The sequence below is a fragment of the Algibacter sp. genome (genome assembly GCF_039977455.1).
GTDB lineage: Bacteria > Bacteroidota > Bacteroidia > Flavobacteriales > Flavobacteriaceae > Algibacter_B.
On the sequence record NZ_JBDWDG010000032.1, the window covers coordinates 1 to 24,522 of the forward strand.

22 protein-coding genes are annotated in these 24,522 nt (G+C 32.8%); 10 read left to right on the forward strand and 12 right to left on the reverse strand.

Going from position 1 to position 24,522, the window contains the following annotated elements; genetic code table 11:
* From pxpA to ABJM36_RS15910, 4 genes are all read left to right on the forward strand, one after another.
* Positions 1 to 715 (forward strand): 5-oxoprolinase subunit PxpA (gene pxpA / locus ABJM36_RS15895; protein WP_348452529.1); only part of this gene is annotated, 715 nt, incomplete at its 5' end.
* Positions 716 to 721: 6 nt separating this feature from the next.
* A complete protein-coding gene (gene pxpB / locus ABJM36_RS15900; RefSeq protein WP_348452531.1) occupies positions 722 to 1,453 on the forward strand; it encodes a 5-oxoprolinase subunit PxpB in 732 nt (243 codons plus the stop codon).
* The gene (locus tag ABJM36_RS15905) at positions 1,446 to 2,300 is read left to right on the forward strand and encodes a biotin-dependent carboxyltransferase family protein (protein ID WP_348452533.1); all 855 of its coding nucleotides are present in this window, start codon (positions 1,446 to 1,448) and stop codon (positions 2,298 to 2,300) included. Before pxpB ends, ABJM36_RS15905 begins: the two co-directional genes overlap by 8 nt.
* Positions 2,301 to 2,368: 68 nt before the next feature.
* Entirely contained in the window at positions 2,369 to 3,109 is a 741-nt protein-coding gene (locus ABJM36_RS15910; protein WP_348452535.1) for a DUF6503 family protein, read from the forward strand.
* A 90-nt stretch (positions 3,110 to 3,199) separates the two neighbouring features.
* Here the strand turns inward: ABJM36_RS15910 and deoC are convergent, their stop codons facing one another.
* On the reverse strand, positions 3,200 to 3,937 hold the full coding sequence (deoC, locus tag ABJM36_RS15915) for a deoxyribose-phosphate aldolase (RefSeq protein WP_348452638.1): 738 nt from the start codon (positions 3,935 to 3,937) through the stop codon (positions 3,200 to 3,202).
* A gap of 442 nt (positions 3,938 to 4,379) precedes the next feature.
* Complete coding sequence (clpB, locus tag ABJM36_RS15920) at positions 4,380 to 6,986, reverse strand: ATP-dependent chaperone ClpB (RefSeq protein WP_348452537.1); 2,607 nt, start codon at positions 6,984 to 6,986, stop codon at positions 4,380 to 4,382.
* A gap of 261 nt (positions 6,987 to 7,247) precedes the next feature.
* On the opposite strand from clpB, the gene ytxJ reads away from it, so the two are divergent.
* Complete coding sequence (gene ytxJ / locus ABJM36_RS15925) at positions 7,248 to 7,637, forward strand: bacillithiol system redox-active protein YtxJ (RefSeq protein WP_348452539.1); 390 nt, start codon at positions 7,248 to 7,250, stop codon at positions 7,635 to 7,637.
* A gap of 75 nt (positions 7,638 to 7,712) precedes the next feature.
* On the opposite strand, the gene ABJM36_RS15930 is transcribed toward ytxJ, so the two are convergent.
* Positions 7,713 to 8,891 carry a hypothetical protein gene (locus ABJM36_RS15930; protein WP_348452541.1) on the reverse strand — a complete coding sequence of 393 codons (1,179 nt, stop codon included), beginning with the start codon at positions 8,889 to 8,891 and terminating at the stop codon, positions 7,713 to 7,715.
* Between the two features lie 230 nt (positions 8,892 to 9,121).
* Positions 9,122 to 10,405, reverse strand: coding sequence for a fumarylacetoacetase (gene fahA, locus ABJM36_RS15935; RefSeq protein ID WP_348452543.1), 1,284 nt, complete (start codon positions 10,403 to 10,405; stop codon positions 9,122 to 9,124).
* Positions 10,406 to 10,605: 200 nt separating this feature from the next.
* Between fahA and glyA the strand changes: the two genes are divergently transcribed.
* On the forward strand, positions 10,606 to 11,877 hold the full coding sequence (glyA, locus tag ABJM36_RS15940; protein ID WP_348452544.1) for a serine hydroxymethyltransferase: 1,272 nt from the start codon (positions 10,606 to 10,608) through the stop codon (positions 11,875 to 11,877).
* Positions 11,878 to 12,137: 260 nt separating this feature from the next.
* Here glyA and ABJM36_RS15945 read toward each other — a convergent pair whose 3' ends face one another.
* A complete protein-coding gene (locus ABJM36_RS15945; protein ID WP_348452545.1) occupies positions 12,138 to 12,656 on the reverse strand; it encodes a RidA family protein in 519 nt (172 codons plus the stop codon).
* Between the two features lie 259 nt (positions 12,657 to 12,915).
* Complete coding sequence (locus tag ABJM36_RS15950) at positions 12,916 to 14,349, reverse strand: glycosyltransferase family 2 protein (protein WP_348452546.1); 1,434 nt, start codon at positions 14,347 to 14,349, stop codon at positions 12,916 to 12,918.
* A 391-nt stretch (positions 14,350 to 14,740) separates the two neighbouring features.
* On the opposite strand from ABJM36_RS15950, the gene ABJM36_RS15955 reads away from it, so the two are divergent.
* The 4 genes from ABJM36_RS15955 (at position 14,741) to ABJM36_RS15970 (ending at position 18,222) form a co-directional block, all read left to right on the forward strand.
* Positions 14,741 to 14,980, forward strand: a complete 240-nt coding sequence (locus ABJM36_RS15955; protein ID WP_348452547.1) for a hypothetical protein — start codon at positions 14,741 to 14,743, stop codon at positions 14,978 to 14,980.
* A 43-nt stretch (positions 14,981 to 15,023) separates the two neighbouring features.
* On the forward strand, positions 15,024 to 16,511 hold the full coding sequence (locus tag ABJM36_RS15960) for a hypothetical protein (RefSeq protein WP_348452548.1): 1,488 nt from the start codon (positions 15,024 to 15,026) through the stop codon (positions 16,509 to 16,511).
* Positions 16,512 to 16,619: 108 nt separating this feature from the next.
* On the forward strand, positions 16,620 to 17,309 hold the full coding sequence (locus ABJM36_RS15965; protein ID WP_348452549.1) for a hypothetical protein: 690 nt from the start codon (positions 16,620 to 16,622) through the stop codon (positions 17,307 to 17,309).
* Positions 17,299 to 18,222: a hypothetical protein gene (locus tag ABJM36_RS15970; RefSeq protein ID WP_348452550.1), complete on the forward strand. Its 924-nt coding sequence runs from the start codon at positions 17,299 to 17,301 to the stop codon at positions 18,220 to 18,222. Before ABJM36_RS15965 ends, ABJM36_RS15970 begins: the two co-directional genes overlap by 11 nt.
* Here the strand turns inward: ABJM36_RS15970 and ABJM36_RS15975 are convergent, their stop codons facing one another.
* The 6 genes from ABJM36_RS15975 to ABJM36_RS16000 all read right to left on the reverse strand — a co-directional run bounded on the left by ABJM36_RS15975 (position 18,223) and on the right by ABJM36_RS16000 (position 24,445).
* Positions 18,223 to 19,818: a hypothetical protein gene (locus ABJM36_RS15975; protein WP_348452551.1), complete on the reverse strand. Its 1,596-nt coding sequence runs from the start codon at positions 19,816 to 19,818 to the stop codon at positions 18,223 to 18,225.
* A 69-nt stretch (positions 19,819 to 19,887) separates the two neighbouring features.
* Positions 19,888 to 20,277, reverse strand: a complete 390-nt coding sequence (locus ABJM36_RS15980) for a thioesterase family protein (protein WP_348452553.1) — start codon at positions 20,275 to 20,277, stop codon at positions 19,888 to 19,890.
* A 62-nt stretch (positions 20,278 to 20,339) separates the two neighbouring features.
* Complete coding sequence (locus ABJM36_RS15985; RefSeq protein ID WP_348452554.1) at positions 20,340 to 21,362, reverse strand: UDP-glucose--hexose-1-phosphate uridylyltransferase; 1,023 nt, start codon at positions 21,360 to 21,362, stop codon at positions 20,340 to 20,342.
* A 28-nt stretch (positions 21,363 to 21,390) separates the two neighbouring features.
* Positions 21,391 to 22,539 carry a galactokinase gene (galK, locus tag ABJM36_RS15990; RefSeq protein WP_348452555.1) on the reverse strand — a complete coding sequence of 383 codons (1,149 nt, stop codon included), beginning with the start codon at positions 22,537 to 22,539 and terminating at the stop codon, positions 21,391 to 21,393.
* A gap of 3 nt (positions 22,540 to 22,542) precedes the next feature.
* Positions 22,543 to 23,433 carry an aldose 1-epimerase gene (locus ABJM36_RS15995; protein ID WP_348452557.1) on the reverse strand — a complete coding sequence of 297 codons (891 nt, stop codon included), beginning with the start codon at positions 23,431 to 23,433 and terminating at the stop codon, positions 22,543 to 22,545.
* Between the two features lie 19 nt (positions 23,434 to 23,452).
* Positions 23,453 to 24,445, reverse strand: a complete 993-nt coding sequence (locus ABJM36_RS16000; protein WP_348452559.1) for a GntR family transcriptional regulator — start codon at positions 24,443 to 24,445, stop codon at positions 23,453 to 23,455.
* Between the last annotated feature and the right edge of the window lie 77 nt (positions 24,446 to 24,522).

The following is a 24,522-nucleotide window of genomic DNA, read 5'->3' on the forward strand; positions in this document are numbered from 1 at the left end:
TGTAGATACAGGCGAAGGCTTGGGAAATGAATCCCAACTTATGTCATATGTCTCGTCATGCAATATTGCTTGTGGTGGTCATGCAGGCGACCAAAAAACGATGCAGAAAGTAGTTGCGTTGGCTAAAAAATATAGTGTTAAAATAGGCGCGCACCCTTCATTTCCTGATAAAGAGGGGTTTGGTCGCTCTATTATAGATATGTCTTGTGTGGAGCTTTATACCTCCGTTAAAAATCAAATAAACGATTTATTAACTATTTTAAATAAAGAACATGTAGCGCTTCATCATATAAAACCTCACGGCGCTTTATATAATTTGGCAGCAGTAAATGAAAAAACGGCAAATGTTATAGTTGAAGTTGTAAAAGCACTGGCATTACCAGTTAAATTATACGTGCCATTTAATTCTGTAATAGCACAAGTTGCCATTCAAAATAATATTCAAATATTGTACGAAGCTTTTGCTGATAGAAATTATAACGATGATTTAACACTCGTTTCAAGACAAGAAAACAATGCTTTAATTACGAATCCAGATGTTATGTTCGACCATGTTTATTCTATGGTTTTTCATAAAAAGGTTAAAACAATTTCTGGTAATTTGGAAACTATTAAAGCGGATACCTTTTGTATGCATGGCGATCATCCTGATGCCGTTAAATTGGTTTCAAATTTAGTAGGTCGTTTAAAAGAAATGGGCTATAAAATTAGATAGTTAGTATTGGCCTTCTCTCTTACATATAAACCTTTTGGAGAACGCTCTATTTTAATAAACTGGCCAAAGGTTATTAATATTAGTATTCTAAAAGATATACTTAGTTTTAAAGAGAATATATCAAAAAATAATGTTAAAAGTATAGTTGAGTTAAGGTCTGCATATAATTCATTATTAGTTATTTATAATGTAAATAAGATTGATTTTAATGAGGAGATAAAGACGCTAGATAAAATTTATCTTAGTACTGGCAATTTACCAAAAATTGAATGTCGCTTATGGAAAATCCCTGTATGTTATGATGCTTGTTTTGGTATTGATTTAGAGGATATGTCTGAAGAAAAAAACTGCACCCAAGCAAGCATAATTAAAAGGCATTCAGCAGTAGTTTATACCGTGTACTTTTTAGGGTTTTTACCAGGTTTTTTATATTTAGGAGGTTTAGATGCTAAGTTATTTACACCAAGAAAAGCTACCCCACGCTTAAAAGTAGAAAAGGGAGCAGTGGCTATTGGAGGAGGTCAAACCGGAATATATCCTCAAGAAAGTCCAGGTGGTTGGAATATTATTGGAAATTCGCCAATTGAGTTTTTCGATACTTCTAAAAATGAGCCTTGTTTTGCGCAGGCGGGCGATAAAATTCAGTTTTACAGTATTTCTTTAAAAGAATACAAACAAATTAAAACCTTAGTAGAAGCCAAGGTGTTTAGCTTAGAAAGTGAGGTGTTTTATGGTTAAAGTATTAAAACCAGGTTTTTATTCTAGTATTCAAGATTTTGGTCGTGATGGTTTTCAGCAATATGGTGTTCCTAGTTCTGGCGTTATGGATAAGCAGGCCACCGTATTGGTGAACAGTTTGTTAGGGAATCATGAAAACGCTGCCGTTATTGAAATGACAATTGTAGGAGCTACATTACAGTTTAATTGCGAAACTGCAATTTGTTTGTCGGGAGCATATATGCGCCCTAAATTAAATGATGTATTCATTGATAATAATAAAAAAATAAAAGTTAATCCTAACGATGTGCTGTCTTTTGGGAAAGTAAAATTAGGTATACGTTGTTATTTAGGTGTTTCCGGTGGTTTTGAAATCGAAAGCATTATGGGGAGTAAAAGTATGTTTAAAGGTATTACGACTCGGTATTTACTTAAAAAAAATGATGAATTAGGATTAAATAACATTACTTCATTTCCTAGTGCCCACCATTCCAGATTACGAATAAATCAAGGGTATTTAAAATCATCAACTATTGATGTTTTTAAAGGTCCAGAATTCGATTTGCTTTCTACTTTTCAGCAAGAAAAATTGTTTTGCACTACATTTACAATTGCAAAAGAGAATAATAGAATGGCATATCAATTAAATGAACCATTAACGAATACCTTAGAAGCAATAATAACTTCTGTGGTACTTCCCGGAACTGTTCAATTAACTCCCTCAGGAAAACTTATTATTTTAATGCGAGATTGCCAAACTACAGGAGGTTATCCGCGTGTTTTACAATTAAAAGAAAGTGCGATGAATAGCTTAGCTCAAAAATTTACAGGGGATGAGGTTATCTTTAAATTAAATGTTCAGTATTAATTAAAGTTTAACATATTTTGATTAAGGTGTTCTTTACTTTTACTACTAAGTTAAAAAAAAATCCAAATATGCTTAAAAATACTGTGTTACTTTTTGTTTTATTAGGTCTTAATTTTAGTTGTGAAAAGCAGACGATTAGTGCAGAGGCTATTATAAATAAATCTATAAAGGTTTCGGGCGGCGAACGTTTTAAAACCTCAACTATTGAATTCGATTTTAGAGATAAGCATTATTTGGCTAAGCATAATAACGGTAATTATGTTTTAGAAAGAATTTCTGTAAAGGGAAGTGATTCTATTATTGATAGGCTTACGAATGATGGTTTTGAACGCTTTATAAATCATGAACATGTTGTTTTGCCAGATACAATTGCAAATTTATATAGTGCTTCGGTAAATTCTGTACATTATTTCTCGGTTTTACCCATTGGTTTACATTCCGAAGCCGTGAATAAAGAATATATTGCTGAGGTATCCATTAAAGGAGAGCCTTACCATAAAATTAAGGTGACTTTTAATGAAGATGGAGGTGGCGAGGACTATGATGATGTTTTTCTGTATTGGGTGCATACCAAAACCAATAAGGTAGATTATTTAGCGTATTCTTATCATGAAAATGATGGTTTAGGAATGCGTTTTCGTGAAGCTTATAATGAGCGTTATGTAAAAGGAATTCGGTTTGTAGATTACAATAATTATAAGCCAATTTCTAAGTTATCAATATTAAATAATTTAGATGTTTTATTTGATGAAGATAAACTAGAACTACTTTCAAAAATAGGCATAGAGCAGGTAACAGTAACTTATTAAATCGTAAAAAAAAACGTCCTATAAACCATGGTTTATAGGACGTTTTTTTAGGTGTTAAATTTTCTAATACTATAACAGTACTAAAATGTTTTATACATTACTTTTAGTTTCAATGGTTGTGGTTGGTTTTTTGTTTAGAACCGTTTCAATATAATCTGTATAAATCTCGGTGTTCCTAATTTGCCTTTGGTTGTTTTTACTTTTTATAATCTTAGATGTGCCAATTCTTTCAGCTCCAGCATCAATGTATTTTATAGCGGTTTCAAAATCATGAATACCACCAGAAGCTTTTATTTTTGCTTTATTTCTAATAGTTTTTTTAATTATTTTAACTGCTGTTAAAGTGGCACCACTTTTTGAGAAGCCTGTAGAGGTTTTAATAAAATCGGCATTGGCATCAATACATATTTCTGAAGCTTTTATAATTTCATTTTTACTCAATTCAGAAATTTCAAGAATCACTTTTAAAGGGGTCGATTCTATGGCCATTTTTACATCTGTAATATCTTTTAAAACAGAAACATGATTTCTGCTTTTTAAATAGCCTAAATTAATTACCATATCAATTTCGTCTGCACCGTCTTTTACCGCTTTTTGGGCTTCAAAAACTTTAGCCTCTGTCGACATGCTTCCCAAAGGGAATCCTACCACAGAACATATTTTAACATTAGAATCTTCAAGTAATTGTTTTGCAAGTGCAACGAAGCAGCTGCTTATGCAAACACTGTAATAGTTTTTGGTTTTAGCGACATGACATAGGTCGATAATATCACGTTCTGAAGTACTAGCTTTTAATAATGTAAAGTCTATGTAATTGGAAATGTCCATCATTAGTTTTTGTAGGTTTTAGGGTTAAGTTTTTTTCTTTAGAGGGCGAAAAAAATCAATTGTTTAATAGTATAATGTGTGTTTTGGGGCATACACTATTGCTAATTTATTAATTTCAACTCATTAATTGGTATTAAATTATTAATTTTAGATTAACGGTAATTGATTTTACTTATTAACTAAATATACGCCAAAATATTATGTTTTGGGTGATATTTTTTTTAAGGAATCGAGGTGTAGATTGGTTTTGTCACATTTTCAGGGAGTTGTATGAAATCAGAAAAAGGGGTAATTTATCATTTAACAAAATTTTATTAATTTAGGATTGGTTGACTCGTTGGGATAAAAAAAAGCAACAATCAACTTAAACTAAGATTCATGTTGCTTTTCAACTAACCAACCATTAATTAGACTTGTAATTTATAAAATTACAAGTCTATTATTAAAACTCTTCCTTAACTAGATCGCCTTGGTTTCTAAAAACTAATTTATCATCAAAGGCATCTAATAATATAATACTATCTGTTGTTACCTTACCTGCTAAAATCTCTTTGCTTAAAGCATTTAAAACTTCCTTTTGAATAACACGTTTTACAGGTCTTGCACCATACTCCGGATTATAACCTTTGTCGGCAAGATAATTTACAGCTTCATGTGTTGCATCGAAAATAATACCTTGTTTAGCTATCATTTTGGTTACGTTTTTTAGTTGTAATCCTACAATTTCAACAATATTGTCCTTGCTTAACGGTGTAAACATAACCGTATCATCTATTCGGTTTAAAAATTCCGGACGAACGGTTTGTTTTAATAAGGCCAACACATCAATTTTAGCGGCTGCGATGGCCGAATCGATATCTTTTGTAGCTTCAAAACGTTCGTGTATTATAGAACTTCCCATGTTGGAAGTCATAATTATAATCGTGTTTTTAAAATCGGCTACACGTCCTTTGTTGTCGGTTAAATGCCCTTCATCCAATACCTGTAAAAGGATATTAAAGGTATCTGGATGTGCTTTCTCTATTTCATCTAATAGCACTACAGAATAAGGTTTACGTCTTACAGCTTCTGTTAACTGTCCACCTTCATCGTAACCTACGTATCCAGGAGGCGCTCCTACTAATCTACTTACAGCATGACGCTCTTGATATTCGCTCATATCAATTCTGGTCATGGCATTTTCGTCATCAAATAAATATTCGGCTAATGCTTTTGCTAATTCTGTTTTACCAACACCAGTGGTTCCTAAAAATAAGAAGGTACCTATTGGTTTTTTTGGGTTTTGTAAACCGGCACGACTTCGTCTTACGGCATCACTAACGGCCTCAATAGCTTCTTCTTGTCCTACAACACGTTTATGTAATTGGTCTTCAAGTTTTAATAACTTTTCACGTTCACTTTGCAGCATTTTGGTTACCGGTATGCCTGTCCACTTAGCTACGACTTCTGCAATATCATCATAAGTAACCTCTTCTTTTATTAAAGAGGTTTCAGACTGTTCTTGTAACTGCTTTTGAAAAACTTCAAGTTGTTCTTGGGCTTCTTTAATTTTGCCGTAACGTAACTCTGCTACTTTTCCGTAATCGCCGTCTCGCTCAGCTTTTTCAGCTTCTAGTTTGAAATTTTCAATATTCTGTTTTATATTTTGAATATTGTCAACGACTTCTTTTTCAGACTTCCATTTGGCATTAATTTCGTTACGCTGTTCTTTTATGTTTGCTAGATCTGAGCGTAGCGATTTTAACTTGGTTTCGTCTTTTTCGCGTTTAATGGCCTCAATTTCAATTTCTAACTGCATGATTTTACGATCTAGAACATCCAACTCTTCTGGTTTGGAGTTAATTTCCATACGCAGTTTAGAAGCGGCTTCATCCATTAAATCGATAGCCTTGTCTGGTAAATACCTGTTTGTAATATAGCGTTGTGATAATTCCACAGCGCCAATAATAGCATCATCTTTAATACGAACCTTGTGGTGTGTTTCATACTTTTCTTTAATACCTCTTAGTATGGAAACGGCACTTTCTGTATCAGGCTCATCAACCATTACTTTTTGAAAACGTCGCTCTAAAGCTTTGTCTTTTTCAAAGTATTTTTGGTATTCGTCTAAAGTAGTTGCTCCAATAGCACGCAGTTCGCCACGAGCTAATGCGGGTTTTAAAATGTTTGCCGCATCCATAGCGCCTTGGCCGCCACCAGCACCAACAAGCGTGTGGATTTCATCAATAAAGAGAACAATATCACCCTCGCTAGTAGTTACTTCTTTAATAACGGCTTTTAAACGTTCTTCAAATTCACCTTTGTATTTAGCGCCTGCAATAAGCGCACCCATATCTAAAGCAAAAATTTGCTTATCTTTTAAGTTATCAGGAACATCACCATCTATAATTCTATGCGCTAAACCTTCGGCAATAGCGGTTTTACCAGTTCCTGGTTCTCCAACTAAAATCGGGTTGTTTTTGGTACGGCGTGTTAAAATTTGAAGAATTCTACGTATTTCTTCATCACGACCAATAACCGGATCTAGTTTACCGTCTTTCGCTAACTGGTTTAAGTTTTTTGCATATTTGTTAAGTGAGTTATAAGTTTCCTCTTGACTTTGTGAGGTTACATTTTCTCCTTTTCTAAGTTCTTCAATAGCTGCTTTTAAACCTTTTTCGGTCACACTTTGGTCTTTTAGCATTTGCGCTATTTTACTATTAGATTTAAAAACGGCTAAAATTAAATGCTCGATAGATACATAATCATCTTTCATTTTTTTAGCAATTATAGACGCTTCATTAAGGCTTTTTCCGGCTTCGCGAGAGAGCATAAGTTCGCCTCCAGAAACTTTTGAAAAGCTCTCCATTTGCTTATCTAATGCTTGTTCTAATATGGAAATATTTACATTCAGTTTTTTTAGAATGAATGGCAGTACGTTTTCATCAACTTCGAAAATGCCTTTAAAAATATGTTCGTTTTCTATTTGTTGATGGCCATAACCTTGAGCAATTTGCTGCGCTTGCTGTATGGCTTCTTGCGATTTAATGGTATAATTGTTTAGGTTCATATATAATGTGTTTTTATTTCCGCTAAAGCGAAAACCTTATTTTTATTATTGATTTCAAAGGATATATTTCAATTACCTTACCAATAGTAGTTGCAAGACAAAATGGCTGATTTGAGCTTATTATTAGTGACTTTTCGTCAGTTTGAGTGTTGTTAATATTTTAAATGTAAGTTAACCAAAACCTTTCGACAAAATGAATGAAATATATCATAATAATGATATTTTTGTTTAAATTATTGCAGTATAAATTGCTAAAATAAAATGGCTATGTTCGGAAAATTATTTGGGGGTTCTAAAACTCCAAAAGAGGATAAATTATTACCATGGATTGCATTAAGTGAATTAGAGCAATTAGACGAAATTATTGAAAAATCAAATACCAAAACACAGGTTGTTTTTAAACATTCTACGCGTTGTGGTATAAGTAGAATGGTTATGAATCAATTTGTTGGAGCTTATGGATTAACAGAAAACGATTTGGATTTATACTATTTGGATTTGTTAAATTACCGAGAGGTATCGAATGAAGTGGGGTATAAATTTCAAGTCATGCACGAATCGCCACAACTTTTAATAATTAAAAAAGGGGAAGTGATTTCGCATGCTTCTCATGGTGCTATTAATGATATTGATTTGAGTCAGTTTATATAAGTTAGGAATTATATAGTATAATTTAAATTGAAAAGGCCTCCTAATAAATTTTAATTTGGAGGCCTTTTTAGTTTATTATCTTACGGCGTAAGAATTTATAATCTGCTTTAACTGCAGTTTTATATCTTCACCAGTGTCAAATACCATTTGCTCGTTACTAGGAAAGGGGAGACGTCTGTTATTTAACAATTGATTATCTTCTTTTACTAAGGCGCGCTTGTCGCCTTTATACTTGGCAAAAATATGTTCAAATATAAAACTACTATTAATAGTAAAGGTGTCTACGGGTTGGTTATTTTGGGTATTTATATATACAACATCTGCAATGACTTCGGCAGTTTTAGTTTGTATAGTTTCATATAAGCGGCCGCTAACTTTTATAATTTTTTCAAATTTTACATCGTTACCTAAACTATCTTTAACGACGTTACCTTTACTGTCTTTTTCATATTCATAACCATCAATAACTTCTTTTTCTCTTAACAATTCACGTTGGTTAATTCGCTCTGGAGACACAACAATTTGCTTTAAATTAAGGTGCATAGCATAATCGTAGTTAATATTTGGCACTTTATTAGCATGATATTCGCTCCAAAACTTGTTTAAACCATACGTATCAAAGTTCAATAAATCGGCTTCTAATCGTTGTGGAATTATTTGTTGGGTATCGTTATGAATGGATACTAAAATATAATCTTTTCCACGTTGGTGAGCCTCTGCTAAAAGCTGTCTTGTGTTTTCATAATTTGGACTAATACGGTCTAAGTACGATAATTCACTATGTGCCTGCCTAATGCTATATTTATCATCAACCTCTAAAAGTTTTAACCCTTTTTCGTACAGGTAATCTGCAAGTTGCGTTTTAGCTTGTATTATGTTATCGCTGTAATTATTAAAAGTAAACGGAATGTTTTTGCCATCCACCTGTAAAGGTAAGATTGGTTTTATGGCTTCTTGCCTCGCATGTAATTCTAAATAAAGGTTGTAAATACTTTTTAAAGATTCATTGCTATTGTCCTTTTTAAGATGAGTAATGCCCTCTAAATCGCGTTCCTCAGCTTTATAATAGGCATCTTGAAGCATAATTACATAATCGTTGTTACTTTTTTTGTCTTTATTCTTTCTTAGCTTATCAAGCGCTGTGTTTATGGCACTTTCGTAATTACCAGAATTAACAGCCATTGCAACTTGTTTTTTGGTGTTACAAGCTATAATTAATAAAAGTACAACTGAAAGGAGTAGTAGTTTTTTCATAGTTATCAAATTTCGATTATTTTGGTTACTATTCAATAGTGGTGCCAAAATACGATTACTATCTATGAAATACTAATAAATTCGACTAAGGGTGATTTTTGTTTGTATTTTATATGATTAACCTTACTGTTTTTAAATGATAAATACCAAGCTTGATGCTTTTATTAAGGTTTAAAAAAAAATCCCGCATTATGCAGGATTTTTATCTTCACTTTATCAGTGACACCTCATTATTTCTTTTTGTAAACCGGTAATAGTTTATTGGCCACTTTACCAAAACCAATACGCGTACCATCCTTTTCGCAATAGCCTCGCATAATTACCGTATCGTTATCATTTATAAATTTACGTTCTGTACCATCTTTTAATTTAATTGGCTTTTCGCCTTTCCAAGTTAATTCTAACATGGATCCGTAGCTGTCTTCGGTAGGGCCAGAAATAGTGCCACTTCCCATCATATCGCCAGAGTTAATAGGGCAACCATTTATAGTATGGTGGGCCAATTGTTGCGACATATTCCAGTACATATATTTAAAATTAGATTTACTTACCACATTTTCTTTAGCACCTTGAGGTTGTATGGAAACTTCTAAATTAATATCATAACTCTTTTTGCCCTTATATTTAAGGTAATCAAGCTGTTTTTTTAATGGTTTAGGGCTTTCCACACGGTAAGGCTCTAGGGCGTCTAAAGTAACTATCCATGGCGAGATGGATGAAGCAAAGCTTTTAGCTAAAAAAGGTCCCAAAGGAACATACTCCCATTTTTGAATATCTCTAGCGCTCCAATCGTTAAGTAATACCAATCCGAAAATATATTCCTCGGCCTCATCGATTGGGATAGGCTCACCTAAATCGTTGGCATCGGTTGTAATAAACGCCATTTCTAGCTCGAAATCTATTAATTTACTTGGTCCAAAAACCGGAGTTTTAGCACCGTTTGGAAGTGTTTGCCCTTGCGGACGATGTATAGGAATACCAGATGGAATTATAGAACTACTTCTACCATGATAGCCAACCGGAATATGTAACCAGTTTGGTAAAAGCGCATTATCAGGGTCTCTAAACATGGTACCCACGTTAGTTGCATGTTCTATACTCGAGTAAAAATCGGTGTAATCGCCTACTTGTACGGGTAATTGCATTTCAATTTCGTCCAAACGAAATAAAATGGTTTCTTTATGTTTGGTGTTATTTTTTAGTGTGTCGTTCTCGGCATCAAAAATTTCTGCTATTCTGTTTCTTACAGCACGCCATGTTTTTCTGCCATCGGCAATAAAATCATTTAAGGTGTCTTGTAAAAAAATATCGTCGGTTAATGGGATGCCATCAAAATAACCTAATTGATGTAAAGCCCCTAAATCTATAGCTGTATCACCAATACGAGTACCGATAGTAATAATATCGTCGCGTGTTAAAAATACACCAAAAGGGATGTTTTGTATAGGGAAGTCTGAGTTTTTATCAACGTGTAACCACGAAGTTCTATCTGGATTATTTGCGGATAATGACATGTCTTATTTAGTTAAAGGTTTATTGTAAACTTATCAAACCTAAACATTTTTTTTATTTTAACTGAATAAAACGGAAAAAATCTATAGAAATATTAACAGTTGATAAACCGTTGAAAACTTAAAACAATTCTACTTTTTTTTAATACTTATAACTAATCTATTTGCTATTTTTGCACATTATTTAACTAGAACTCTATTTTATGCAACGCGACGAACAAATTTTTGAACTTATACAAGCAGAAAAAGAACGCCAATTACATGGTATTGAACTTATTGCATCAGAGAATTTTGTAAGCAACCAAGTTATGGAAGCTGCAGGCTCTGTGTTAACTAATAAATATGCCGAAGGATATCCAGGAAAACGTTACTATGGTGGTTGCGAAGTCGTGGACGAAGTAGAGCAAATCGCTATCGATAGAGCAAAAGCATTATTCGGTGCTACTTATGTAAATGTGCAACCACACTCAGGAAGTCAAGCTAATACTGCGGTATACCATGCATGTTTAAATCCTGGAGATAAAATTTTAGGATTCGATTTATCTCACGGTGGTCACCTTACACATGGTTCGCCAGTAAACTTTTCAGGTAAATTATACAACCCAGTATTTTACGGGGTAGAACAAGAAACAGGAGTTTTAAACTACGATAAAATTCAAGAAATTGCTACAAAAGAGCAACCAAAGCTAATTATTGCAGGGGCTTCAGCATATTCTCGCGATATCGATTTTGAGCGTTTTAGAATAATAGCAGATAGTGTTGGTGCAATTTTAATGGCCGATATTTCGCATCCTGCAGGTTTAATTGCTAAAGGTATTTTAAACGATCCACTTCCACACTGTCATATTGTTACAACAACAACCCACAAAACATTAAGAGGCCCAAGAGGAGGAATGATTATGATGGGACAAGATTTCGAAAACCCTTTCGGAATTAAACTTAAAAACGGAAGTTTACGTAAAATGTCGTCTTTATTAGATTCAGCAGTTTTCCCTGGAAATCAAGGTGGACCATTAGAGCACATTATTGCTGCTAAAGCTATTGCATTTGGCGAGGCATTAACAGACGATTTTTTAACCTACCAATTACAAGTTAAAAAGAATGCATCAACTATGGCAGATGCCTTAGTAGAAAAAGGATATAACATTATATCTAACGGTACAGATAACCACTGTATGTTAATCGATTTACGTAACAAAAACCTTTCTGGTAAAGACGCGGAGCAAGCGTTAGTAAAGGCAGATATTACCGTAAACAAAAACATGGTGCCTTTCGATGATAAATCACCATTTGTAACATCAGGAATTCGTTTAGGAGTGGCTGCGATAACAACTCGTGGTTTAAAAGAAAACGATATGGGAGCTATTGTAGAGCTGGTAGATGAAGTAATTACAAACTTTGAAGACGAGGCAGTATTGGAAACCGTAAAAACAAAAGTAAATGCTATGATGAAGGATAAACCTTTATTCGTATAAGCATAACGAAATATAATTATTTAAAAAATCCTGCTGTAAAGCGGGATTTTTTTGTTTTGGGCGCTTGCCTGCCGGCAGGAAGGCTACCCGAAAAGGGGCGGGCTTTACACTATATCTTTTTTTGCCATTTATGGCAGCAAAAAAAGGATGCCGCTACAATCCCTAGCGCGGGCAAGTCTGCAGTATAAGCACTTAAGTAGTAGGTTGTGTTTTGTCCTACTACTTACTTTAATTTTGTTGTTTGATAAGAAAATGTACTTTTATTCCGGTTTATGTACTTCTAATTCTATTTCAATCATAAATTCAGGTACCGCCAATTCTTTTACTCCAAGCCAAGAGCCTGTTGGAAATTGTTTAGTGTAAATTTCACTTCTGTAAGCAGCGTTTTCAAGAAATAATGCCATATCAGTGGTAAAAACATTTTCCACAACAACGTCATCAAATGTGCAACCGTAGTGTTTCAGTATTTTTTCTAAATCGGCATAACAATTTTTCATTTGTTGACCTAAATTACCTATCGCGGTTGGATTGCCTTCATCGTCCATACTAACAGCACCTGAAATTTTAATATCATTACCAATTTTTACAGCGTGCGAATATCCATAAGCTTTTTCCACTTCTGGTCTTAGCAAAAAGTATTCAGGTTTTTCGGATCTAGCGACCACAACGTTTTCAATGTCTTTGATTGTTTCTTTTTCTTTCTGTTCGCAACTTTGATTTGTAAAAGTCAATGCAAAAAGCGTCGCAATTAAAGTTAATTGTATTATTAGTTTTTTCATAATTATGGTTATTTAATATCTACTTTATTTAGGTTTTGGTTACAGTGTTTTATTAAGGATATCTAGTAAATAACTAAGGCTAAAGCACTTATTTTGTTGGTGCTTCCCTATAAATATAATTAATTTTTATGTAAGAAAATTATTAAATCAAAAGAATAGGTGAAAAAACTATTTATTATAAAAGCAGATAAAAAAAAACAACCGCAAGTTAAATAGCATTGCGGTTGAAATAAGTATATGTAAAAAGTAAAATGATTTTTTAAACCTTAGCTACTTTTTTATCGTCTAATTCTCTTGTAAGCCAACCACTTTTGTTTGCAGTGGCAATAGCGTATGGCGTAATCCAGAACAAGCCAAAGGTATATAAAATACTATATGAATAGGCCCAAAATGCTTCGAAAGATTTGTATCTATGTGCAAAGAATAACACCGGAAACATTCCAAGAACTAAAATAGTTACTAGGGTAGAACCCACAAATAATAAGGGGTGTACAAGCACAAAATATAACATGAAAAATAAAAATGGAAAGCTCATTAAAATTTTAGAAAACTGACTAATAAATAATAAACGCGTGCCGAATTTAGAATCCGCTCTAAAATTAGTAAATACATATTTAGCCATTTCTAAATTTTCGCGAACATTACTACGTCCCCATCTAATAAACATTTTATATAAACCTGTGTATTCTTCGGGTACATTAGTGTAAGCAATGGCATTTTTTTGAAACAACACATGTTTACCTTGTTTTAATATCATGTTGGTCATAGCACGATCTTCACCAATGTCTGAAGGTTTACCCATAAAGGTTTGGTTTATCCATTGTGGTAAACATTCGTGAACCGCTGTACTGCGGTAAGCTGCTAAAGCTCCTGGCGTGCAAAGCACGGAGTTTAAATTGCTTTCGGCAGATCTTACAAACTCGAAACTTAAAACAAAACTAACATCTAGCATTTTAGGTAGCGTTGCTTTTTTGTTATTTAAAACTCGAATGTTTCCGGCTACTGCACCACATTGCTTGTTATGTACAAAGGGACTCACTAAAAGTTTTATAGTATCCGGATTCACTATAGAATCGCTATCAACGGTAACAAAAATATCCCCAGTTCCAACATGAAAGCCACGGTAAAGCGCATGCCTTTTTCCTTGGTTTTGTGGTTGTTTGTATATTTCTAATCGGTCTCCTAGTTTTTCTTTAGCATTTTGTATCCATGTCCATGTATCGTCCTTACTACCATCATCAATAGCAATAAGTTGTAGTTTTTCTTTAGGGTAATCACTTTCAGCTAAACTCATTAAAGTATCCCAAACCTGTTTGCCTTCGTTGTAAGCGGGTACAATAACAGTACAGGTTGGTAAATCGCTATCTGGTACAGATGCAATAGGCTTATATTTAAAATAGTTATAAACGATATATAAAAAAAGTAAAATTTTATAGGCCATAAAACTAAAGGCAACAACCCCAAAAGCATATCCTATTGTTGTGCTAAATTTATTAGCATTAAACTGCTCAAAATCGTTATGAAATACCCAGAAAAAAGAAAGTCCCATAGCCATAAATAAAAAGGTGCTTAAGGAAACAAAGTTGTTTTCGGCATTTTCTGGATTTAATTTGTAGTGAAAGAATGCTTTAGTAGAATGGATGGATTTTTTAATAATGAAATTAATTTTACGAAGGTAAACTTGTATGTCCATAAATTTTCAAGGGTTTTTGTTTGATTTTAGATATAAGATTTACGTAGGAAAATTTAGTTTAGACTTTCAGTAAGTGTTAATTAAAGTTTAAGGATTTACGCTAATTTCAGCGCGTGTATTTATGTAATCGAGTTTTTATTCGCTTAAAATAATACCATTTTCAATTTCTGTTTTACTTGGGCTTTTAAACTAACGTCCTATAAAATCAAAATTTCTTTGGTTACCTCAAACTGGACAGTGTCTTCTTTTTCGCTAAAATGTTTATTGCCTTATTAAAACAGGAAAAACACCCTTTATAAATGGTAGTTATTCCTCAGGTGTTATAAGGTTATTTCCTCTATTAATACTGTGTTTTTAAAATTAACTTTGGTATCACCAATTAAATCCGGGTATGAAAAATTATGAAAAAGTAAAAGAGGTATTTAAAATAATACAAGAGCAAGTAATAGATTCTCCTAATGTAACTGGAATTGAAATAGCCTCTTTAAAAAAAGACGGTGTTTATACAAGTGATTTGTGTATTAGGGTTTTGGTGAATTCTAAAAACATAAATCATAAGGACTTAAATATCCCCGAATCTGTAGAAGGTATAGTAATTAGTGTAACCTACAAAACCATTTTCCCTCAATAATTAATTAAAAATGAAAGATATGTAGAATTAAAAAAACATTAAAATGAGTGCATTAAATGAAATTATTAGGGAAAAGCAAAGTGCAGAGGCTGCTTTATTTAAATTAAAAGGAGTTACAGGAGTCGATGTGGGCTATAAGTATACCAATGGTAAACGTACTGATGAAATTACGATAAGGGTACATGTAAAACAGAAAAAGAAAACGGTAGCTTCAAAAGAAAAAATTCCAACAACAATAAACGGTATTAAAACCGATGTTATTGAAATGGAAGTTTATCCGCAAATCTTATCTCAAAAATTAGAAAACCTTTCTTTACAGGCGGATACAGCTACGTATACCACGGTAAAAGGTGGTGTTAGTATTGGTCCAGAACGATCAATTTCTACCCCAGATGGTAATTTTGTGTATACAGGAACATTAGGGTGTATTGCTAAGGATAATGTTACAAATAACCCTGTGTTATTAAGTAACTTTCATGTAATGTGTATTGATAATACATGGAGTGTGGGCGATTTTATGTGTCAACCTAGTCGTGTAGATACTGGTTCGCCCGTAACCGACAGGGTAGGGGCTTTAGAAAGAGCACTATTGAGTTCGCATGTTGATGGTGCTATTTCAACATTAAACGGCAGACCACATGATTGCTCTATTGTAGATATAGGTGATGTTAAGGGAACGGCAGCCGCTGTTTTAAATACGGCGGTTAGAAAACGAGGAAGAACAACCTTGTTCACCGAAGGTTTTGTTGATGCGATAAATGCTACTGTAAATGTAGATTACGGACCAGGAATTGGAGTTAAAACCTTAACCGATCAAATTGGTATTAGACCCGATGAAAATGTAAATCCAAAATTTAGTGCCAAGGGGGATTCGGGTTCTGTAGTTGTAAATGCCGATAATAAAGTTATAGGTCTTCTTTTTGCAGGTAATGATGCGGGGTACACTTATATTAATCCTATTTCATTTGTGTTAAGCGAATTGAATATTTCTTTATGTGTTAAATTAACTAAAAGTGTTTTAAAAGATGCTAAAGATACCATTAAAGACATTAAAGAGGTTAAACTTGAAAAGGTTGAAAAATCTGAAAAAATAGAAAAACTAGAGAATAAAGAAAACAAGGAATTAAAAAAAGAAAAGCTTGAAAAAGTTGAGAAATTAGAGAGTAAAGAATTTAAAAAGGAGTTAAAGGAGATCAAGAAAGAATTACAAAAAGAATTCCCTGACAATAAAGGGGTTATTTCAGACAAGGTAGATAAGCCGATAACAGATAAGTTAGATAAACCATATGATGGTGGAAATAAACTTAGGGAAATCTCAGATAGGTTTAATCCTGGGCTAGGTAACTTTAATGCTAGTGGAAATAGTATTGAAGATCGTTTATCTCAAATAGAACAAAGCTTATCGGCATTAACAGCTTTTATTGGTTCAGATTTAAGGCCAGACTTGTCAACAGGAGCTTTAACTAATGAGCAAGACATTGCAGCAATGCAGGAAAAAATGAATAAAGATATTGCAGACAGTATTGTGTAATACGCAAATCGAATTTGAGTTAGTTAGTCACTATTAATAAAACCTTAAAAATAAATATCTCAAACAAAGTAGTTATTTGTTTTTAAGGTTTTTAATTTATAATATATTATGAATGTAATATTAAGTCACCCTCAAGATACCGATGCGATTTGGCTTTATTTAGAGCTTCAAAAAAACCATGTTGAAATAGAATTGGTAAGTCCAGAAGAGTTGCTAATGGCGGAAGAATGGACTCAGAACATTAATAATGATGACGATCAGTTTTATATTAAAACAAAAAAAGGGTTAGAAATAACTCATAATAATCTCAATTTTCTTTTTAATAGAACCCAGATAGCTATTGCTCCGGTTTGGGATAAGGCTCAAGAAACAGAAAGGCAGTATGTGCAATCTGAAATGAATGCTTTAATGATGAGTTGGTTAGCTCAAGTTAATAACAAAGGGCGCATTTATAATCCCGGAAAAGGTTATAGTTTATGTGGTGTTTATTGGTCTAGGCAACAATGGGCAAATGCGGCTTATAAAGCAGGCTTTAGTTCCGTTTCTTCAGAAAACAATTTAAATGTAAATCAGGAAAGTGTTCTAGTAATTGGTAAAAAAGTAATAAGCAATTGCTGTAATAAACAACTTGTTGAAAATTGTGTTAAACTCTCCTTGCTTGCTCAAACACCACTATTAGAAATTTATATTAATAAAGATGATGAAAATCAATTTGTTAGTGCAAATACTTACCCTGCGCTTAGTAAATATGGAGATAAATTAATAGCTATTTTAAAACATATTATTTATGAAAACTAAAATGATATTATTATGTGGCATACCTAGTGAGAGCCCAATTGCAAAAGTGAAGTATGCATTAATGGAAGAAGATGCTCATGTTGTAGTTTTTAATCAAAGGCAGTTTGAAGACACCGAAATAGAGTGGGGCTTTGTTAATGGTTTACCGGAAGGAAAATTACATATGTCTAATTGTAGTTATAATTTATCGAGTTTTAAAAGTGTTTATTCTCGTTTTATGAGCGAAAATAATCTTCCAGAAATGGAAGGTAAGAATGAGGAAACTAAAGCGAAATGTAACGCATTACACGAATCATTATTTCAATGGTTGGAAGTAACAAATGCTAAGGTTGTTAATAGGCATAGTAATATGTATAGTAATAGTAGTAAGCCCTATCAAGCGCAAATAATTAAACGCTATGGATTAAAAACACCTCCAACTTTAATAACTAATAATCCAAAAGCCGTTTTGGATTTTAACGCCGTTCATAAATCTATAATTTATAAGTCCATTAGCGGAATTCGTTCCATAGTTAAGGAGTTTGATCCCTCAAATATTGAAAGATTAAATAAAATTAAGTATTGTCCGGTTCAATTTCAAGCCCGGTTATCTGGATTTGATGTTCGGGTTCATGTAATAGGAAAAGAGGTTATAGCCACTAAAATACTAACCACAGGTGTCGATTATCGATATGCTAGAAAAGATGGTGGAGAAACCCAATTAGAGCCTTTTGAAATCCCGGAGCATGTAAAAAATGCATGTGTAAATGTTAGTGCAGCTCTTAAATTAGATTTTAGTGGTATAGACTTAAGGTTTACAGATAACGGCGATGTGTATTGTTTTGAGGTTAATCCAATGCCTGGATATTCCTATTATGAAAGCAATACAGGACAAAAAATATCAAAAGTACTCGCTGAGTATTTGGTAGCTTAATTATTCTTCCTCAGGGAAAGAAATATGTTGGTAGGCCCCTAAATCTGGAGAGCTTGTTCGGTTTGTGTTTAAAATATCTACTGGGACTTGAGTCGAAAATGAAGTTAAACCTTGACCGTTTGCGGCGGAATCTTCACCAATAATTAATGCATTTAAATTAACATCCATAAAGTCTGGGTCTTCATTAAATATATTGCCTTCGTATTTTAAGGTGTCATCAAAATTATAATTATCCCCTGTAAAATTGTTATTAAAATCATTAAAACGAATTAAGCAATTAGTAAACTTGAAATTAAAAACTACAGCCTCATCTTCAATTTCATCTAGTAGTATTTCAGGGTTATCATTTCCATAAATAATACAATTGTTAAAATTAGCTTCAGTTAAATCGGCAATGGTAGCAACGTTGTCTTCATCTAAAACAAAATTGTTTAATAAAACAGCAGGGAATTGCCTAAAACCATTGTTCCAATAATTTACTAATGTAGAGTGTGTAAAATTATATTTCCCGCCTAGAGTTCCTGCAAAAGAAGATAAGCCAGAATTATTTATAACTAAATTTTCACCAGAAATAGAGGTGTTTCGTCCTAAAATTCCAAAGCTACTAGAATTGTAAATTTGCGAGTTTGTAATGTTTAATTTGTTGTTGGTTTCATTAGGGTTTCCATCAGATAGAACGCCTATAGTTGAATTTTTAATGGTGGCGTAGTTAATGGTATTATTAACACTGCCGTCCAATAACCATATAGTGCCCCATTGCCCTGTAACTTCAGAAAAATTAGGTTCTAAACGGTCGCCTTCAAAAATCACTTCGTTTTCTAAAATATCTTGGTTGTTACTAAATGCGCCATTTACGTTTAAAGATGCTCCATTAGAAACAATAATACCAGAATTATCATGAAAATGGATGCGTGCCCCAGCATCAATAGTTAAAGTTTCATTAGGAGGAACTGTTGCAAAACCATAAATAACGTATGGTTTTTCGTTGGTGAAGTTAAGTTCTTCAGGTAATAATTCACGGCCTTGTAAATCGGTTATCACCAATTCGCCACCTATATTTAATGTCAGTGTATCAATAACTTTAGTGGTGTTATCGCGATCTGGAAAAATAAAAACAGCATCTTGTACTAAGGTTACTAATTCTACGGTTTGTAGGTTGTTACCTGTATCAAATTCAATAGCGTCGGTGTATAAAAACTGATTGGCAATAGCAGCCTGGTTTTCGATATTTACTGTGGTTTCAATAAAAATAAAAAGACTGTCTTTGGCTAACACTTCTACATTTTCAAATACTTTTCCTTGAGAAGTTTCTGTTCCATTATCTTCACCTAACAGGCCGTCTATACTTAATCTATATAAGGAGTTAAAGCCTTCTTTTAAGCTGATATTAGGAATTACAATGTCGTTATCACTTTTATTATATACCTTTAAATTATAGGTACTAGATCCAATATTGGTAAAAATAGTATCTAAGTAAACGGTGTCTTTTGAAAAATGTAAACTTCCTGTACTTGGAGCGAATTCAAAGTCTTTACGGCAAGAGCTCCAAAGCATTAAAAATACTAGGGTAAATAAAAAATATAAATAACGTGTCATTTAAAAATGGTAAGTTTTGAGCCTAAAAATATAACTTTTGAAATTATGATTTAGTATAATGCCAACGAATTAATCAAATAATTCCACAATTTCTTGAGGGATTCTACAAGGGCGCTCGGTTTTTGCGTTTACAAGGCACCATTTTGTTTCCGATTTAGCAAGTAGTTTGTTGGTGTTTGCGTTGTGTATTTCTACAATTCGTGTATAGGTTGCCCCTTCGGCTTTTGCAATGTAAGTTTTTAAGTTTATAGTATCATTTAATAGAGCTGCGCTCTTGTACTCAATATAATGCGACAATAAAAACCAACTATATTTAGCCTGTAGCTCTTCCGAGGCTTTAGACTGCCAATGGGCCTTTGCAATATCTTGAACCCATTGAACATAATGCACGTTATTAACGTGGTTTAAATCATCTATGTGCGTTTGGGCAACTATTAAACTTGTTTGGTATGTTTTCATTTTAATAAACTATCGGAATAGGATAACAAAAATAGAGGTTTCTATTTAGGTTATCCTATATTTTATAATAGTTCTTTTAACATTTTTACTGCAGATTCGGCCGTAATATCTCTTTGTGGCGATCCAAACATCTCGTAACCAACCATAAATTTTTTAACCGTTGCGCTACGCAAAAGCGGCGGATAAAAACTCATATGCCAGTGCCAATGCTTATTTTCGTTGCCATCTGTTGGGGCTTGATGAATTCCGCTAGAATAAGGGAAAGAGGTGTTAAATAACTTATCGTAAGCCTTTGTAATTACAGAAATGGCTTCAGCATATTGTAGTGTTTCATCATCTGTCATTTCTAAAATGGTTGTCATCTGTCTTTTGGGGACAATCATAGCTTCAAAAGGCCATACAGCCCAAAATGGAATGATAACCAAAAAACCGTCATTTTCAAAAATGATACGTTCTTGTTTTTCTAATTCTTGTGCTAAATAATCTCCTAATAAACTGCTGTTGTTTTTGTTGTAATAATTTAATTGTTGTGTGTTTTTTTTGTCAACCTCATTTGGAAGGGTAGACTGACTCCAGATTTGTCCATGAGGGTGCGGATTGCTACAACCCATTACTGCACCTTTATTTTCAAAGATTTGAATGTAATTAATTTTCGGGTTGGCAGCCAATTCTTTAAACTCGTTTTGCCAAGCGAAAACAACATGTTGAATATCGTTAGCATGCATATCGGCTAAACTTTTGGAGTGGTCCGGACTAAAACAAATAACTTTGCAAATTCCTGTTTCGCTTTCGGCAACCAATAATCCATCTTTTAAAGAAAAGGTTGGTGAATTATTCTGTAAAGCAGCAAAATCGTTAGTAAAAACAAATACATCCTTATACTTTGGGTTTATTTCCCCGTTAATTCTTGTATTTCCTGCACATAGGTAACATGTTTCGTCGTAGGAAGGACGTTTTTCATTATTTACAGTTTCATTTTGCCCTTGCCATGGTCGTTTTGCTCTGTGTGGTGACACTAATACCCATTCACCTGTTAAAATATTAAAACGTTTATGTGAGTAATCTTGTAAATCTGTGGTTTTCATTATTTGTAATATAAGATAGTTGGTTTTTTTATTTTACTAGGTGTGTCCCATCAGAAAGTTCCATGAAATACACAGAGCAATCTTTATCAAACTTATTTTTGTAAGCTGTAGATGCTGTTTCGGTAAATGTCTCAGATTCACTTTTTGCTACTAAATTTATGGTACAACCACCAAAGCCGCCACCCATCATTCTAGCACCTAAAACTTGTTTGTTTTTTTTAGCTTGTTCTACTAAAAAATCCAATTCCTCACAACTTACCTTGTATTGATTAGAAAGTCCTTCATGCGATTGATAAATTAAAGCGCCCAAAGTTTCTAAATCATTGTTTTCGATTGCTTTTGCAGCTTTAATAGTTCTTATATTTTCTTGGATTACATAAAGGGCTTTTTGGTAATTTTCTGGAGATACGTTGTCTTTAATCGTTTCTAAATTGGTTTCGGTGGCGTCTCTTAATGCTTTAATATTTAGTAATTTGGAAATGGCTTCACATGCCGAACGTCGGTCGTTATAAGCGCTATCAGATAAACTGTGCTTTACATTTGTGTTTATTAGAATTAATTGGTGGTCTTTAAAATCGATCTTATAGGGTTTAGACTTTATGGTTCTACAATCTAAATGTAAGGCATGGTCTTTTTTACCAAACATGCTAGCGTATTGGTCCATGATTCCGCATTTAACACCTACATAATTATGTTCTGCTTTTTGTGAAATTAAAATCATGTCTTCTTTGGAAAGGTCAAGTTGGAATAATTCATTCAATCCAAAAACAACACTGTTTTCTAATGCTGCCGAAGATGACATGCCTGCACCACCTGGGATATTTCCTTTAAAAACAATATTAAAATTACCTATAGTTTTATTTCTATTCTGTATTTCGGCAACAACGCCAAAAACATAATTTTCCCAACTGCCTTCTTTTGATGGTTTTAGTTTATCTAGATTAAATTCAATTGTGCTATTTAAGTCTAATGCTATAGCTTTAGATTTTCCTGTATTACTTTTGTGAATTCCTGCAGCAATCCCTTTATTAACAGCTGCCGGAAAAACAAAACCATCATTGTAATCGGTATGCTCACCAATAATGTTTATTCGCCCCGGAGAGAATATAAGTAAGGGTTTTACCTTAAATTCGTTTAAAAATGCGGTTTCAACCTCTTTAATTAATGTATCGGTCATAATTTAGTTGTTTTCAATATTTAATTTCCAGGTTATGGAATACGTATCATTTGGTTTTAAAATGTCTAGCCCGATTTTGTTATTAAAACTGTTTGAAACACCGGTAGTCGGTTCAATAGCAATAGTATTTAATTTGGGGGGCGTGTACGCTTGTAAAAAATTGTTTTTTGCTGAAGACTCCATTGAAAACTTATATTTAGGCGTATAAAATTGAATACTATTGGAGTCTAAAATCCAGCAATCATCTAATTTCTGATTTTCAATTTTAAGGGATTTAAAACTGTTAAGATTTTCAGTCCCTGTGGTAATATTACGTTCCCCAATGATTAATTTTTTTGAAGTATCAAATTCTAAAATACTATCATGTAGGTGATCACTATTAAAATAAGGGTGCCAACCTAGGGTAAACGGGAAGGCTTTAGAATCTGTGTTTATTACAGAAAGATTTAGCTCTAAATGGGTTTCAGTAAAGGTATATTTTAATTGAATTTTATAGGTGTATGGGAATCCAATAGATTCCTTTTCTTCAGTATATTCTAGTACTATCCATGCAGAATCTTCGTTGGTAAAAGACTCAGTTTCTTTAAAAGGTTTATTATAAACTAAACCATGTAAAGCATTGTTTTCCTCTTTTTGGTTAATTTCAAGTTGATATTCTTTGTTATTGTAAGTGTAAATGCCATCTTTTATTCTATTTGCAAAAGGAAATAAAATAGAGGAGGCGTAGGTATCCTTATAAATTAATGGTTCTAAATTTTGAATTATAGCATGTCCGTTTAGTGTGAGTGCTTGTAAACTGGCACCATCGTTTAGGTGAATTTTGCCATAAACGCGGTTATTTATGCTTTTTATCTCTAACGTGTTTAAGTCGTTATCTTTTGTAATTGAGAACATAATAGCTTAATCGGTTTAGTTAAATAGAATTCCTTATAATAAGGTGATTAGTGTTTTCGATTTGATCTTGTTCTTTATTTAAAATCATTTCAGCAAGACGTTTACCCATGGTATTAAAATCTGTTGAAATTGTCGTAATTCCTCCCTCTACAATTTCTTTAAGTAAACTATCATTATAGGATATTATGCCAATATCTTCTGCTATTAATAAGTCTTGGCTTTTCATTTGTTTTATAATTTTAAGTAAGATTTTATCTTCGGGAATAATGTATAATTCTCCATTTTCTAGCGTTCTATCCTTTAATGTTTTAATACTTTCAAATGGAATTTGGTTACTAGTGCAAAAATTAACAACTCCTTCTTTCATGGGGATAGGTTGCTTTTCTTCAGAAAACACTAAAATTACTTTTTTATACTTTTTTATTAAATGAATAGCTTTGCTAAGGTTGTTAAACATAGCTTTTTCAAAATTTTGATAAATGGCAGGGTATTCCATTAAGTCCTCTTGAATTTGGTCTAAAATGTAAACCTTTTCTTTGGGTAAGTTATTAATAACACTATTGGTGTTTTTTAGATTAGCGGGCATAATTACGTAATAATTGTAATCTCCCGAATTATCTAAAATTAACTTATCAAAGGTGTTTTTGTTAAAGTGATGAAAAAAAATATCCACCTGAATATTATCTCCTAAGTGCTCTAAAAATGAATTATATAAATCTTCTTTAAATGAATTTAATTCATCGAATAGTAAAAAAATTTTTTGATTAATAGTAATGTTTTCACTATTAACATAATAGCCTTTACCTACAATAGATTTTATGATACCTCTGTTTTTTAGCTCGTTAAAAGCTGTCATTACAGTATCTCTTGAGAGATTGTTTTTATTTTTAATTTTATTAATGGACGGTATTTGGTCGCCTTTTTTCAAGGTACCATCTAGTATGGCTTCTTCAATAGAATTAATGATTTGCTTATACTTAGGAATCCCTATTTTGCTTTTAATGTTTATCATAATGTTTTGCAAATATAGTTTTATTTTGATTAAAAAACTACTAGACCGTACTAGTTTGTTTTTTGTCCTTTTTAATT